Annotated in this window: 9 protein-coding genes; 6 read left to right on the top strand and 3 right to left on the bottom strand. The window is 68.9% G+C overall.

Features of this window, described 5'->3' with window-relative positions; genetic code table 11:
- Positions 1 to 108: 108 nt before the first annotated feature.
- Positions 109 to 1,338 carry an MFS transporter gene (locus EH209_RS10820; protein ID WP_126662918.1) on the top strand — a complete coding sequence of 410 codons (1,230 nt, stop codon included), beginning with the start codon at positions 109 to 111 and terminating at the stop codon, positions 1,336 to 1,338.
- A gap of 58 nt (positions 1,339 to 1,396) precedes the next feature.
- Here the strand turns inward: EH209_RS10820 and EH209_RS10815 are convergent, their stop codons facing one another.
- The 3 genes from EH209_RS10815 to EH209_RS10805 form a co-directional block, all read right to left on the bottom strand.
- A complete protein-coding gene (locus tag EH209_RS10815) occupies positions 1,397 to 1,918 on the bottom strand; it encodes an SRPBCC family protein (RefSeq protein ID WP_126662917.1) in 522 nt (173 codons plus the stop codon).
- Positions 1,919 to 2,054: 136 nt separating this feature from the next.
- Entirely contained in the window at positions 2,055 to 3,857 is a 1,803-nt protein-coding gene (locus tag EH209_RS10810) for an aldehyde ferredoxin oxidoreductase family protein (protein ID WP_126662916.1), read from the bottom strand.
- Between the two features lie 109 nt (positions 3,858 to 3,966).
- Positions 3,967 to 4,245 carry a hypothetical protein gene (locus EH209_RS10805; protein WP_008896278.1) on the bottom strand — a complete coding sequence of 93 codons (279 nt, stop codon included), beginning with the start codon at positions 4,243 to 4,245 and terminating at the stop codon, positions 3,967 to 3,969.
- Positions 4,246 to 4,518: 273 nt separating this feature from the next.
- Between EH209_RS10805 and EH209_RS10800 the strand changes: the two genes are divergently transcribed.
- From EH209_RS10800 to EH209_RS10780, 5 genes are all read left to right on the top strand, one after another.
- A complete protein-coding gene (locus EH209_RS10800; RefSeq protein WP_126662915.1) occupies positions 4,519 to 5,811 on the top strand; it encodes an L-lactate MFS transporter in 1,293 nt (430 codons plus the stop codon).
- Positions 5,812 to 5,989: 178 nt separating this feature from the next.
- Entirely contained in the window at positions 5,990 to 7,519 is a 1,530-nt protein-coding gene (locus EH209_RS10795; RefSeq protein ID WP_126662914.1) for an NADH-ubiquinone oxidoreductase-F iron-sulfur binding region domain-containing protein, read from the top strand.
- On the top strand, positions 7,516 to 10,884 hold the full coding sequence (gene fdhF, locus EH209_RS10790) for a formate dehydrogenase subunit alpha (protein ID WP_126662913.1): 3,369 nt from the start codon (positions 7,516 to 7,518) through the stop codon (positions 10,882 to 10,884). The genes EH209_RS10795 and fdhF overlap by 4 nt, the downstream gene beginning before the upstream one ends.
- Before the next feature lie 108 nt (positions 10,885 to 10,992).
- On the top strand, positions 10,993 to 11,784 hold the full coding sequence (locus tag EH209_RS10785) for an NAD(P)/FAD-dependent oxidoreductase (RefSeq protein ID WP_126662912.1): 792 nt from the start codon (positions 10,993 to 10,995) through the stop codon (positions 11,782 to 11,784).
- 96 nt (positions 11,785 to 11,880) lie between these two features.
- Positions 11,881 to 14,037, top strand: coding sequence for an IucA/IucC family protein (locus EH209_RS10780; protein WP_126662911.1), 2,157 nt, complete (start codon positions 11,881 to 11,883; stop codon positions 14,035 to 14,037).
- The last annotated feature ends 23 nt before the right edge of the window (positions 14,038 to 14,060 follow it).

Raw genomic sequence — 14,060 nt, 5'->3', positions numbered from 1 at the left:
CTGCAGGAGCAACGACCGCGGATCGAACGCGGCGCTCGAGCGAAGAGCGCCGCGTATCCGCCCCGCCCGAAATGACGACGCCGAACGGACGGAGGCCGAGACGCGACGATGAACGGACCGACCGAGTCCGTGCCGGGCACCGCCCTCGATCTGCAGCCGCGGAGCTGGAAGGGGTACACCGCCCTCATCCTCGTCTGGCAAATCGCCGCGAGCGGCTGTTTCTACGCCGTCTACGCGGTCACGCCGTTCGTTCGAGCGCAGTTCGGCGTTTCGACGACCCGGATCGGATTCCTGTTGACCGCGCTGATGCTCGGGTACACGGTCTGCGTCGCGCCCGTCGGCCGCCTCATCGATCGGTACGGCGAGGCTCGAGTGCTGGTCGTCGGCCTGACCGGCCTCGGCGCGACGACCGTCCTCGTAACCGCCGCTTCGACGTACCCCCTTCTGCTGGGCGCCGTCGCCGTCCTCGGAGCCTTCTACGCGACGGCGATCCCCGGAACGAACAAGGCCGTCTTCAACGCGATCCCCGCCGAGCGGCTCAACGTCTCGATGGGGATCAAACAGATGGGCGTGACCGCCGGGAGCGGCCTCAGCTCGCTACTGGTGCCGCTCAGCGCCAGTCGCGTCGGCTGGGAAGTCGCGTTTCTCGGGGCCGGCGCGGTCGCGGCCGTCGTTACCGTTGCCTTCCGCGTCTGCTACGACGCCGGAACCGACGACGCCGACGAGTCCGGGACGTCCCTCCGAACGCACGTGGAGGACCCCGAATACGTACTGCTCGTCGCCGCGGGGTTCTTCCTCGGCGCCGGGCTGTTCACCACGGTCGGCTACACGCTCCTCTACGTGACCGACGTCGTCGGCGCGAGTTCGGTCTTCGCCGGGGCGACCCTCGCTGCCGCCCAGGCCAGCGGGAGCGTCGGCCGCATCGGGTTCGGCTGGATCGCCGACAACTGGTTCGGATCGCTGACGCGCTCGACGCTGGTGCTCCTGGCGATTCAGGCTGGCGTCTCGGCGATCCTCTTCGCGGCGATCCCGTTCGTCGAACCGCCGCTCGTCGTCCTGGGACTGTTCGCGTTGCTCGGCGCGTTCATCCTCGGTTTCACCGGCGTCTACTACTCGTGTATCGGCTCGATCGTGCCGAACGACGGGATCGGAAGCGCTACGGCGGGCGGACAACTCGCGCTCAATTCGGGCGCGCTCGTCGCGCCGCCGGCGTTCGGCTACCTCGTCGACGCTCGCGGCTACGACGACGCGTGGACGCTGCTCGCGTGCACGACGGTCGTCGCGTTCGTCCTGTTCCTGGTGCTCATCGGTCGTCGGAACGTCGGCCGACGTCGGTGAGAATCCGGGCCGAAACCGAATTATCGGGCCGAAAACCGTCTCCCGGCTGCCTCGCCGATCAGGGCATCTCGTGAACCATCAGTTCGACATCCCGGGGTCGGCCCTCGATGTCCGCGACGAGCCGTTTGACGACCTCTCGCGCCTCGCCGAGGAGTTTCGGCTCGACCTTCTTGACGACCCAGTCCAGCGAGACGAACCGGGGGAGCGAGAGCGTGTTCTCGTCGGCCGAGTGCGGGTCGTAGACCGCTTCGAAGTAGATCCGACTCGCAGTCTCCTCGCCGTCGGGAGCCGATTCGGGCTCCGGTTCGACGCGCCACTCCCCGCGGGCGTCGAGGTCGTTGACCAGCCGCCACTCGAGCGACGACGGCGCGTCGATGGCGACGACCTCCGAGCTGGCGGTGTAGCTGAGCTTCCACCACGCCAGTTTCAGGTCGTAGATCGAACCGACGTCGCCGTCGCCGTGAACGCGAACCTCCTTGAGGTGTTCCGTGTACCGCGGGTAGTCGGTGAACGACCGCACGTACGGAAAGACCGCCTCGGGCGGGCGATAGGCGAGCGTACTGAGGAGAATTCTGTCCACGGCGGCGCTACGACGGGTCCGAAAGTAAGGATTACCCTTGGCGTCGAGTCGGCGATCGCGGGTCGCGGTCGACGTCGGTGACGACGAACGGGGTCATCCGTTCGCGGTCGCTCGGGATCGGACGTCTCCGTCCGCGTCACTCTTCGGGAACGGACGACGTTGAGGACGCGAGCAGCGAGTCGTCGTTGACCGCTTCGGCGAGGTCCAGTCGCTCGACGGTCGCTCGAGTCGGTCGCCCGTCGGGGCCCCAGCCGCGCTTCCGGTAGTACCGGTCGAGGGTCGCCTCGAACCGCTCGCGGTCGACGGCCTCCCCGGCGTTGGGTCCGGACTCGAGGGGCTCTCGAAGCGGCGACGGCAGCGCGTCGTCGGACCGAGTCACGCCCTCTCGGACGTTGAACAGCCGCGTCAGGTTCCAGACCCGCTCGCCGACGGTCGCGAGGTCGCCCAGCGGCTCCAGCCCGACGACGTCGAGCCACGCCGCCCCGAGGTCGTCGAACGCTTCGCCGACGAAGTCGTCGACGATGAGACACCACAGGATCGACCGCCGGTCCTGCTCGGCGACGACGGTCTCGGCCGTGTGTTCGGGGCTCCACTCCCCGTCGAACACCTCGCGCTCGATCGGCCGGGCTCGTCGGTGACAGGCCCCCCGGTCGCTGGTCGCATATGCCAGCGCCATGCTCTGTGCGCCGCGGGGATCGTACGCCGGCAGCTCCATCGCCTTGATGGTCGGGACGAGGTCGTCCCCGCCGAACCGCTCGGCGGCCGCGTCGACCCCGTCGGCGAGCGCGTCGCCCAGCGGCGTCTCCCGCGTGGCGATCTCCTCGAGCAGCCGCCGGGCGCCGTCGGGGTCGCCGAAGTCGAACGAGCGCTCGAGCAGGGCCGCGTCGGCGGCCTTGACCGCCCACGCGATGGCGCTGCCGGCGCTGATGAGGTCCACGCCGAGCCGGTCGCAGGTCTGGCCCAGTTGTGCGACGGCGTCGAACTCGTCGATGCCGAGGCCGGCCCCCAGCGACATCGACGCGGCTCCGCGCGGGACGTAGTCGCCCTCATCGGTCTCGACGCGGAAGCCGCCCGGGTCGTCGGTGTCGGCGTCTGCGCTCTCGTTCTCCCGCCCGGTCGCCCGCTCCCTGACCGCGCCGACGCCGATCGAGTCGGCGTCCTCGAACCGGCCGTCCGCCCAGCCGCGGGTCGAGAGCGCGCCGACCTCGTTGGCGAAGTCGACGCTCTCGACCGTCTCACTCGCTCGCAGCCAGCGGCCGGTCTCGTCGTCGCGGTACCGCTCGGCGGCGGCCTCGCGCAGGGCCGTCAGTCGCTCGTCCTCGAGGTCGGGCGGTTCGCCCCTTGCGACGACGGCCTTCAGGCGCTTCGATCCCATCACGGCACCGGCGCCGCCCCGGCCCGCGTGATGGTCGCCCTCGTCGGAGGCGATCGTCGCGTAGGCGACCTCCCGTTCGCCCGCCGGGCCGATGCAGGCCACCGACGCGTCGGGATGAGCCGCCGCTGTTTCGACGGTGTCCTCACCCCACGCGTCCGTCGGTTCGACGGTCGCCGCACCGTCCTCGATGACGACGCGGACGGGTTCGTCCGCTTGGCCGGTGACGAGCAGCCCCGCGTTGGGCCCGAGCGCGCCGACGAGCGCGTCCGGGAACGAGCCGCCCGCGTAGGAGTCGAGGAACCCGCCGGTCAGCGGCGACTTCGTGACGGCGGCGTACCGCGACTCGCCGGGCAGGCGTCCCGAGAGCGGTCCGAGCATGAAGAGCAGGGCGTTCGACGGACCGAGCGGATCGACGCCGGCCTCGAGTTCCTCGTAGAGGTACCGGGCGCCCAGCCCCTTCCCGCCGACGTACCGGCGGAGCCACGCCTCCGGGACGGGAACGCTCTCGACCGTTCTCGTCGAGAGATCGACGCGGAGGAGACGGTCCGGCGTATCGGGAGTCACTACGACACGGAACGTCGCGGATCGGAAAAAGCGTTATCACCGCCTTCGTCGGTGTCTACTCCGTGTCACGATCGTTACGTCGAGGCGTCGCGACGCTGTCCGCGTCGGCTCACCGCAGTTCCATTTCCTCGGCGCGCTCGGCGGCGAGTTCCGCGATCTCGTCGACGGAGCTGTCGGAGCGGTCGGCGAGGACGCGGGTCAGCATCCCCAGCTGGATCGCCGCGGCCTCGCGGAGTTCGGACGCCTCCTCGGTGTCGTTGCCGAAGTAGTACTCGTGGCGCCCGTCCTCGTGGACGAGCCCGGCGTACACCGAACGGAGCTCCGCCTCGTCGCCCGTGATCGCTGCGGCCGCTTCCGTCTTGACTTCCTCGAACTGGGGGTTCGTCATATCACGAACGCCGTTCTCGAGGGACTAAATCGGAACGGTCCGCGGCCCGCGACTCGAGCGGCGTCAGCCCGATCGGCGAACGCGAGTATCGCGGGCCGCTCCGCGCGGTCGCTCGGTACGGCCGATACCCGGCCGTAATTGAAAACCGAGAGACAGAATTCTCCGACGATGAATGCTAGATAGTTTAATTGGTGCGTATATCTGTGATAATCTAATCCTTTAGGCTAATCGTTTATAAACTATTAAAAATGACCCGTCGTATTACGGTAGTGTATGTCAGGGGCAGACACAGAGAAGAATCGATGGGTGATCGCGCTCTCCGCCGTCGCGATCCACCTGTCGATCGGTTCGATATACGCGTACAGTGTCTATCAGAATCCACTCCAGGAACTCCACGGGTGGAGCATCTCCGACGTTACCTTCGCCTTTACCGTCGCCATCTTCGTCCTCGGTATCTCGGCGGCGTTCCTCGGCAAATACGTCGAGAAGTACGGTCCGCGGCTATCCGGACTCACCGCGGCGGTGTTGTTCGGCGGGGGGACGATCCTCGCCGGCGTCGCGATTCAGGCCGGGAGTTACGTCGGCTTCCTCGCGACCTACGGCGTCCTCGGCGGTGCCGGACTCGGTCTCGGCTACATTTCCCCCGTCTCGACGCTCGTCGAGTGGTTCCCGGATCGCCGCGGCATGGCCACCGGGATGGCGGTCATGGGCTTCGGTGCCGGTGCGCTCATCACCGGCCCGGTCGCACAGGAGCTGATGACGTCCCTTTCCATCCCGATGAACTTCTACGTCCTCGGGACGGGCTACTTCCTCGCGATGGCCCTCGGTGCGAACTACCTCGCTAAACCTCCCGCTAACTGGGTTCCCGAGGGGATGGATCCCGACGAACTCGAGGACACCAACAGCAAGGGCGTCACCGTCTCGAGCGACCTGGCACAGCTCACGGCCAACGAAGCGATCAAGACCAAGCGTTTCTGGCTCGTCTGGACGGCGCTGTTCATCAATATCTCCGCCGGGATCATGCTCCTGTCGGTCGCCTCGAACATGACCCAGGAGATCACCGGCGCGTCGGCCGCGCTGGCCGCCTCCATCGTCGGCGTCATCGGCGTGTTCAACGGTGCCGGCCGCATCGGCTGGGCGAGCGTCTCGGACTACCTCGGGCGGACGACGACCTACGCGACGTTCTTCGCCGTTCAGATCGTGGCGTTCGCGCTGATGCCGAACATCTCCAACGTCTGGGTCTTTGCCGCGTTCATGTTCGCCATCGTCACCTGCTACGGCGGCGGCTTCGCCTGCCTCCCCGCGTATCTAGGCGACCTGTTCGGAACGAAGGAACTCGGCGCGATTCACGGCTACTCGCTCACCGCGTGGGCGCTCGCCGGCGTCGCCGGACCGACGCTCGTCTCCAAGATCGTCGAGCAGACCGGGAGCTACTCGCTGTCGTTCTATATCGTCGCCGCCACGCTCCTCGTCGGCCTCGGCTGCATGGCGCTCCTGCGCTTCGACATCGAGAGCATCAAAGCGGAACGAAAGGAGGGGAGCGCCGCACAGCCGTCGATGGACTGACGCCGCGAGCGACGCGGGGTCCAAGCGGAGACGACCTCGTCCGTCGAGCGGCGACGAACGGAATCGCGAGCTACCCCGATACGATCGCTGCGATACCACCGCAGACGCGGCTGCGACGGCCGCGTTGTGGCCTTCGTGAATACGGAAACTGAAATGACTCGAACGAGAAATGGTACCGATGACTGATACGCGCGCGGTCGAGCGATCGACGGTCCTCCGGGTCGCGACCGACCCGACCGGCGACCGCGAGACCGCGTACGAGACGGCCCGTAGTACAGCCGACGCCGTTCCGGTCGTCCGGACCGGACCGACCGGAATCGATGCGGTCGAGCCGCTGGTGCTCGCCACTGTCGACGGCCGGACGGCGTTCCACCCCGATCCGGACCGATCGACGGTCGCAGACGTCGTCGCCGCCCTCGAGGACGGCGATCTCCTGCCAGACGAGGCCACCGCGGTCGTCGAACACGACCCGGAAACGGGGTCGCTTCCCGCCCCCGAGCGCGGCCCGCTGTCCGTCGGCCGCCGCGACGTCCTCGGCCCGTGCGGGTGGGTGAATCCGCTGGTCCCCGAGGACTACGACCTCGTCTCGACCGACCGGGACGCGGGGGACGTCGGCGACGCCGGACTGCTCGGCCGCGGTCGCGGAGACGCGACCGCGAACGAGAACGTCGGCGAGACGTGGGCGACGGTCCGCGAAACCGACGGCGATCCGATCGTCGTCGTCAACGCCAACGACGCCGACGACCGCCAGCACGTCGACCGGACGCTGCTCGCGGCCGCGCCGATCGCCGTCCTCGACGGACTCGCGTCGATCGCCGAACACGTCGGCGCCGAGGACGCGGTGCTGTTCGTCGACGAGACCGACGCCGCCCTCCACCGCCACCTGACGGCCGCCATCGACGCTGCTGACGACGTGCTTCCCGTCGTCCCGCAACTGGTCGCCGGACCCGACGAGTACCGCGCCGGCGCGCCGACCGCGGCGCTCGAGGCCCTCGAGGGCAACGACCGAATCGAACCGCGGCGACAGCCGCCGTCGCCGGCGGTCCACGGGTTATACGGCCGCCCGACGGCGATCCACTCCGTCCGGACGGTGCTGCAGGTGCGGCGACTGCTGACGGACGAGACGGACGGCGCGTCCACCGCCGACGAGACCGGCCGCGACCCCGGGACCCGCCTGTTCACCGTCACCGGCGACGTGGCGTCGCCGGCGACCGTCGAACTCGGGCCCGAGGACGCCCTCAAGGTGGCCCGCGAGGTCGTCGACCTCGAGGGCTCGTTCAAGATGGCCTGCGTCGGCGGCGTCCTCGGTGGACTCACCGAGTCGCTGGACGTGCCCGCGACGGCCGACGCGCTGACCGCGGCCGACCTCGGGACGGAGGGCGCGATCGAACTGCTGAACGACCAGCGGTGTGCGGTCGCGACCGCCGGCGAGCGGGCGCGGTTCGCCGCCACCGAGAACAGCGGCCGGTGCGTCCCCGGCCGCGAGGGAACGAAACAGCTGACGGAACTCCTGCGGGCCGTCTACGACGGCTCGCTCGAGAGCGACGCGATCCGCGAGCTCGGACGCGTCATGTCGCGTACGAGCAACTGCCGGATCGGCGCCCGCGCGCCGCGGCCGGTGCTCACGGCGATGGACGCGTTCGAACCGGAGTTCCGCGCGCACACCGACGGCCGCTGTCCCAGCGGCACCTGTACCGAGAACCTATGAGTACGAACCTGAACACCGACGCGAAGACAGACACGAACGCGAACGAGGCGCTTCCGGGCGTTCCGGATCTCAGCGACCCGCGAGCGGAGACGCCGGTTACGGCCGAGTTCGAGACCGGGACCGCGAACGATCCCGAGGCCGGCACCCGCGGCGACGAGCTGACGACCCTGACGGTCGGCGGCGAGCGGGTGACCGTCCCGCCGGGCTCGACGGTCATCGAGGCGATGGAGGCCGTCGACGACGACGTCGTCAGCGTCGGCTCCGGCGTCGACGGCATCGACGACGAAGACGACACCGATGTCCCCGCGCTCTGTCACTACGACCGAGATAGCGACTGTGGCGACGAGATCGGGCCGCGCAGCGAGTGTCGGACCTGCATGGTCGAGACCGACGAGCACGGGCTCGTCCCGTCCTGCTCGTTCCCGGCCGAGGAGGGGCTCACCGTGGAGACGGACACCCCCGACGCCGAGGAGAGCCGCAGCGTTAACCTCGACCTGCTGCTCTCGAACCACAACCTCCGCTGTACGACCTGCAACGGCAACGGCCGCTGCGAACTGCAGGCGACGGCGATCAGCGAGGGCGTCGATCACCCGCGGTACGGCGTCTTCGACGACCGCGATCAGTACGAACCCCTCGACGACACCTCGTCGTTCATCCAGATCGACCGCAACAAGTGTATCCTCTGTAACCGCTGCGTCGAGGGCTGTAACGACGTGCAGGTAGAGGGCGTCCTCCGCATCGAGGGCCACGGCGAGGACACGCGCATCGGCTTCCAGTCCGACGCCGAGACGATGGCCGACTCCGACTGCGTCTCCTGTGGCCACTGCGCGACGGTCTGTCCGACTGGCGCGCTGACTGAGAAGGGCATCGGCGGCGCTGCGACGCTTCCGCTGCCCGGATTCACCCAGCGCAATTCGATCGGGACGGTCCTCGACGGCGAGGACGCGGAAACGCTCGACGACACGACCGCGCCGAACCGGTCGCCGAATCCCGGCGGCGACGTCTCGGTCGGCGCCAGCGCGACCATGAACGCCCAGAAGCGCGGTATCGCCGGGTTCATGGAACGGGCCAAGGAGAAGGCCGCCGACGCCGCCAGCGAGTACGGGAAGCAGGCGTTCCTCGCGGCCGAACACACCGCCGAAGGGATCGCCGCGAACGTGCTCCCCGAACGGTACATGTTCGATATCGCCGAGGCGGTCGGCAACCACCAGCTCGACAAGATCGACACGGAAGAGACGACCTGCGGCTTCTGCGCCGTCGGCTGTCGCTTCGAGATGTGGGGCGAGGACGGCGACACGCTCGGTGTCGAACCGGTCGACGACCCCGCGGACGCGCCCGCCAACGACTTCTCGACCTGCGTGAAGGGCAAGTTCGGTCACGAGTTCGCCAACAGCGAGAACCGGCTGACCAGCCCGCTGATCCGTAACGACGACGGCGAACTCGAGGAGGCCTCCTGGGACGAGGCCCTCGATCTGGTCGCCGAGCGGCTGACCGCCATCCAGGACGAGCGCGGTATCGACGCAGTCGGCTGTCTCGCCTCCTCGAAGGGCAGCAACGAGGAGGCCTACCTCGTCCAGAAGTTCGCCAGACAGGTCCTGGGGACGAAGAACATCGACAACTGCGCGCGGCTCTGTCACTCCTCGACGGTTGCGGCGCTCCAGCAGACGGTCGGCTTCGGCGCGATGACCAACCGCATCAACGAGGACGTCGGCGAGGCCGACGCCTACCTCATCAGCGGCTCGAACACCACGGAGTCACACCCCGTCCTCGCGACGCGTATCAAGCAGAACGTCCGCGAGGGCTCCGACCTCGTCGTCTTCGACCCGCGGAAGGTCGACATCGCCGAGCACGCCGACCACTACGTGCGGACCAACCCCGGCTACGACGTGACGTGGCTCAACGGGCTCATCCGCTACATTATCGAACACGATCACCACGACGAGGCGTTCATCGAACGCAACACGAAGAACTTCGAGGAACTGAAGGAAAAGGTCCAGGCCTTCACCCCCGAGAAGGTCGAGGAACTGGCCGGTGTCTCGCCGGACGACCTCGCCGAGGCCGCCGAGACCCTCGCCGAGGCCGAGTCGGTCGTCTTCGGCTGGGCGATGGGGATGACCCAGCAGAGCACCGGCACCGAGAACCTGCTCGCGATGGCCGACCTCGCGCTGGTGCTCGGTCAGTTAGGGAAGCCCGGCGCCGGCCTCTCGCCGTTCCGCGGCCAGAACAACGTTCAGGGCGGCGGCGGCGACATGGGGACACTCCCCGGCAGCCTGCCCGGCTACCAGGACCCGTCCGACGAGGACGTCGCCGAGAAGTTCGAAGCGGAGTGGGGCGATCGACCGCCCGAGGAGCCCGGCCTCACGGTGCCCGAAATGCTCGCGGAGGCCCACGAAGGCAACCTCGAGGGGCTGTACGTCGTCGGCGAGAACCCGGCGCTCTCCGAACCCGACGTCGAACACGCCGGCGAGGCGCTCGCGGACCTCGGGTTCCTGGTCGTCCAGGACATCTTCATGACCGAGACCGCCGAGCACGCCGACGTGATCCTGCCGGCAGCGACCTCGCCGGAGAAACACGGCACGTTCACCAACACCGAGCGCCGGATCCAGCGGGTCCGGCCGACCGCGGAGCCGCCGGGCGACGCGCGACAGGACTGGCAGATCACGCAGGCGCTGGCGCGCCGTCTCGGCTACGAGTGGAACTACGACCACCCGCGCGAGATCATGGATGAGATCAGCGACCTCACTCCCATCTACGGCGGGGTCAGCTACGAGCGACTCGAGGAGGGCGACGAGCACGGGCTCCAGTGGCCGGTCCCCGACGAGGACCACCCCGGCACGCCGTACCTCTACGACTACGAGGAGGGCGAGTTCAACTTCGACGACGGCAAGGCGCGGTTCGTGCCCGCCGACGGGGGCCACCCCGGGGAACTCCCCGACGAGGACTACCCGCTCACGCTCACCTCCGGCCGGGTGCTCTACCACTGGCACACCGGCCAGATCACCCGCCGCGTCGAGGGGCTGATGAGCCACGTCGGCGAGAGCTTCGTCGAGATCAACCCGTCGACGGCCGACGAACTCGGCGTCAGCGACGGCGAGTACGTCCGCGTCGAGTCCCGGCGCGGCGAGATCGCCGTGAAGGCACAGGTCACCGACCGCGTCGGTGACGGGACGCTGTTCATCCCGATGCACTTCGCGGCCGGCGCGGTCAACAAACTCACCCAGGAGACGTTCGACCCGCAGGCCGGCATCCCCGAGTACAAGATCTCGAGCGTCCGTCTCGAGCCGCTCGGCCGAGACACCGACGTGACGGTGCTGCAGACGCCGGACGTCGGCGCCAGCAGCGGACCCGGCGTGGCCGACGACTGACGGTCGCCCGACGGTCCTGCGGTTCCGGAACTCGTTTTCGCTCCGTCTTCGTCCCGCGCCGAACCCGAGACGGCAACCTTCTATACCGCCGCCAGGTAACGGACCCCCATGCGAGACGTCTGTATCGTCGGCGGCGGCGTCGCCGGCCTCGCCGCATCGATCTTCACCGCTCGAGCGGGTCTGGACACCCTCGTCATCGACGGGGGCGAATCCATCCTCGCGCGAAACGCCAGCCTCGAGAACTACCCCGGGTACCCCGACGGCGTCGACGCCCGCCGGTACCTGCAACTGAGCCGCGACCAGGCGAGGAACGCGGGCGCCGAGTTCGAACTCGGGCGCGTGACTCGCGCCGTACCGGTCGACGGCGCGATTCCGTCGGAATCGCGAGAAGCCGGTGAAACCGGCGACGAAACGGACTTGGAGCAGGGATTCGTCCTCGAGACCGAGGGCGGCGACCCCGTCGAAACGCGCCGCATTATCGCCGCCTCGTGGTCGGACAGCGAGTACCTCGTCCCGCTGGACGTCGGGCGCATGCAGCGCGGGAGCAAACACTTCGTCGACGTCGACCGAGGTGGCCGGACGGCCGTCGACGGCGTCTACGCCGCGGGCCGGATCGCCGACGAACCCCACCAGACGATCGTCGCGGCCGGCCACGGGGCGAAGGTTGGCCTCGCGGTCATCCACGACTCGGACGCGAACCTCTACCACGACTGGGTCGTCCCGGAGGGCTACTTCACCGGCCGCGACCGCGACGTGCCGCCGGGCTGTGAGGAGATCGACGAGTCGGAACGCCGGGAACGCGACGAGCAGGCTCGAGAGACGATGCTCGAGGCGTTCGCGGAGCCGTTGGACGAACGGCCGACGATGCACCCGAGCGTCGACGTCGACGACGAGGACTGACGGCGGTCGGACGGCCACGCGGTCGCGACCAGTGTATCGCCACCCGGTGAGTTAACAGCGTGCCGCGTGGAAGGACCGGTTCGTCGTGGCTCTACTATGACCGGGGCGAAGCGCGGAGACCGCGACCGCCCCACCCTCCGCACGGCGGCCGAACGGGCGACCGTCGGCGCCGCCGCCAGATACGCTCGGACGCACGACCTCTCGCGACCGGGCGGGGACGCCTATCTCGAGGCCCTCGAGGGCGCCCGACGCGAAATCTGCCACCGATTCGCCCGCGGGATACTCCGCGGCGATCCGGCCGGGTTTCCCGCGGCTCGATTCGTCGACCTCGAGTCGGTCTCGGCGGACACGGACCGAATTTCGGCGGCGGATTCGATACTCGAAGGCGACCCTCTCGAATCGGTCGTCGACGACCTCGTCGCGGCGGTTCCCGAATCCTGTTGTCGACTCGCCGTCGTCCCGTGTTCCGACTCCGGGTCCGTTCTGTTCGTCCCGATCGCACGTCGACACGGCTACGACCGGTTCCGGCCGGTCGGCGCCCTCTATCGATGGACCGAAGGGACCCTCACGGAACTGACCCACCCCGCGGATCTCGTTCCGCTCCTCGAGTGCGAGGGGGCGTTCAGCGACGCCGAACAGGCCGAGCGGATCCGCGGGGAGGTGGCCGAGAGCGTCGCCAATCTCGCGCTCGCACGACTGGCCGGCGACGTTCACGCGCGGACCGTCGCTCGCGACGGCGGCGCGGACCGATCACCGCTCGAGGCCGTCGCGGACGGCATTCCGGCGGCCGACTACGCCGCCGCGTTCGAGCGGATCGTCACCGACGGCCACCCGTTCCATCCGAGCGGCAAGATCCGACGCGGAATGACCCCGGCGGAGGGGCTGGCCTACGCGCCCGAGTTCACCGACCGGATCGATCTCCGGTTCGTCGCGATCGACCGCGAGCACGTCCTCGAGACGAGCGTCGGCGACCGGTCGGACGGGGGCGAGCGAAACGTCGCCGAGGCGGGAGACCGTCTGACCGATCGGCTGTTCGCGACGTTCGACGGCCTCGAGGGCGCCCTCGAGCGAGCGCTGCCGACGGACCGCGACCCCGACGCGTACGCCGTCGTTCCCGTCCATCCTCTCCAGTATCACCGGACGGTTCCGGACCGCTACGCCGACCGAATCGACGACGGTCGCGTCGTTCCGTTTCCCGACTACGCACACCCGGCGACGCCGCAGCTGAATCTCCGCACGGTGGTTCCGTACGACTCCAACCGAACGGATCATTTCGATGGCCCGCTGCCCCACCTCAAACTGGCGATCCCCGTCCAGACGACCAACGTCGTGCGGACGCTGTCGCCCCAGGCCGTGGCCAACGGGCCGCGAGTTACCGACATCGTGACGACGATCGCGGAGCGGGAGTCCTTCGAGTCGCTGGGGCTGTTGGCCGAACCCGCGGCGACCTGCTACCACGCGCCCGGCGGCCCCCATCCGTGCGGCGAGGCGTACGACGACGCTCGGCACTTGTCGGGACTGCTGCGGACGAATCCCACAGCGCACCCGCTCGTCCGGAACGGCCCGGACGACGCGTCCCCCGTCGTCGCCTCGAGCCTCGTCGCCGACTCCCCGATCTCCGGCCGCCCGCTCGTCTGTGACCTTATCGAGCAGTACGGCGCGGCGACCGGGCACTCGGACGGGGCGGACGCCGCGCTCGCGTTCCTCGAGCGCTACACCGCGGTCGTCGTTCCCGACCAGTTGTGGCTGTGCTCGGCGTACGGCATCGCCCTCGAGAGCCACCTCCAGAACAGCTTGGTCGTCTTCGACGCCACGGACGCGACCCCGACGGCGACGCTGGTCCGGGACCTCGGCGGCATTCGGGTTCACGGCCGACGGCTCGAGACCCGCGGACTCTCGCTCGAGCCGTATCCGGATTCGGACCTCGAGGCCGACGACGAGGCCGATCTCCACCGGAAGCTGTACTACGCGCTCTTCCAGAACCACCTCGCCGAACTCGTCGCGACGGTCTGTCACGAACTCGCGGTCGACGAGCGAGCGTGCTGGACACGGGTCCGCAAGCAGTGCGAGCGAGCGTTCGCGGAACTTCGCGCCGACGGGGACATCCCCGACGAGCGGATTCAGCGCGACGAACGCGCGCTGTTCGACGGGCCGGCGACGCACAAGGCGCTGACGGCGATGCGACTACGGGGCAAACGCCACGAGTACGTCACGAGCGAGGTGTCGAATCCGCTGTCTCCATCCGGCCGGTAGCGAACCGACTCGACGCCACTCTT

This window comes from Haloterrigena salifodinae (assembly GCF_003977755.1).
Taxonomy (GTDB): Archaea; Halobacteriota; Halobacteria; order Halobacteriales; family Natrialbaceae; genus Haloterrigena; species Haloterrigena salifodinae.
This window is presented reverse-complemented; position numbering and strand designations above follow the sequence as displayed.

Excerpts from the sequence above, each read along its gene's own strand:
- EH209_RS10820 (WP_126662918.1), top strand. The coding sequence starts at position 109 with ATGAACGGACCGACCGAGTCCGTGCCGGGCACCGCCCTCGATCTGCAG.
- EH209_RS10805 (WP_008896278.1), bottom strand. The coding sequence starts at position 4,245 with ATGACGAACCCCCAGTTCGAGGAAGTCAAGACGGAAGCGGCCGCAGCG.
- EH209_RS10800 (WP_126662915.1), top strand. The coding sequence starts at position 4,519 with ATGTCAGGGGCAGACACAGAGAAGAATCGATGGGTGATCGCGCTCTCC.
- EH209_RS10795 (WP_126662914.1), top strand. The coding sequence starts at position 5,990 with ATGACTGATACGCGCGCGGTCGAGCGATCGACGGTCCTCCGGGTCGCG.
- fdhF (WP_126662913.1), top strand. The coding sequence starts at position 7,516 with ATGAGTACGAACCTGAACACCGACGCGAAGACAGACACGAACGCGAAC.
- EH209_RS10785 (WP_126662912.1), top strand. The coding sequence starts at position 10,993 with ATGCGAGACGTCTGTATCGTCGGCGGCGGCGTCGCCGGCCTCGCCGCA.
- EH209_RS10780 (WP_126662911.1), top strand. The coding sequence starts at position 11,881 with ATGACCGGGGCGAAGCGCGGAGACCGCGACCGCCCCACCCTCCGCACG.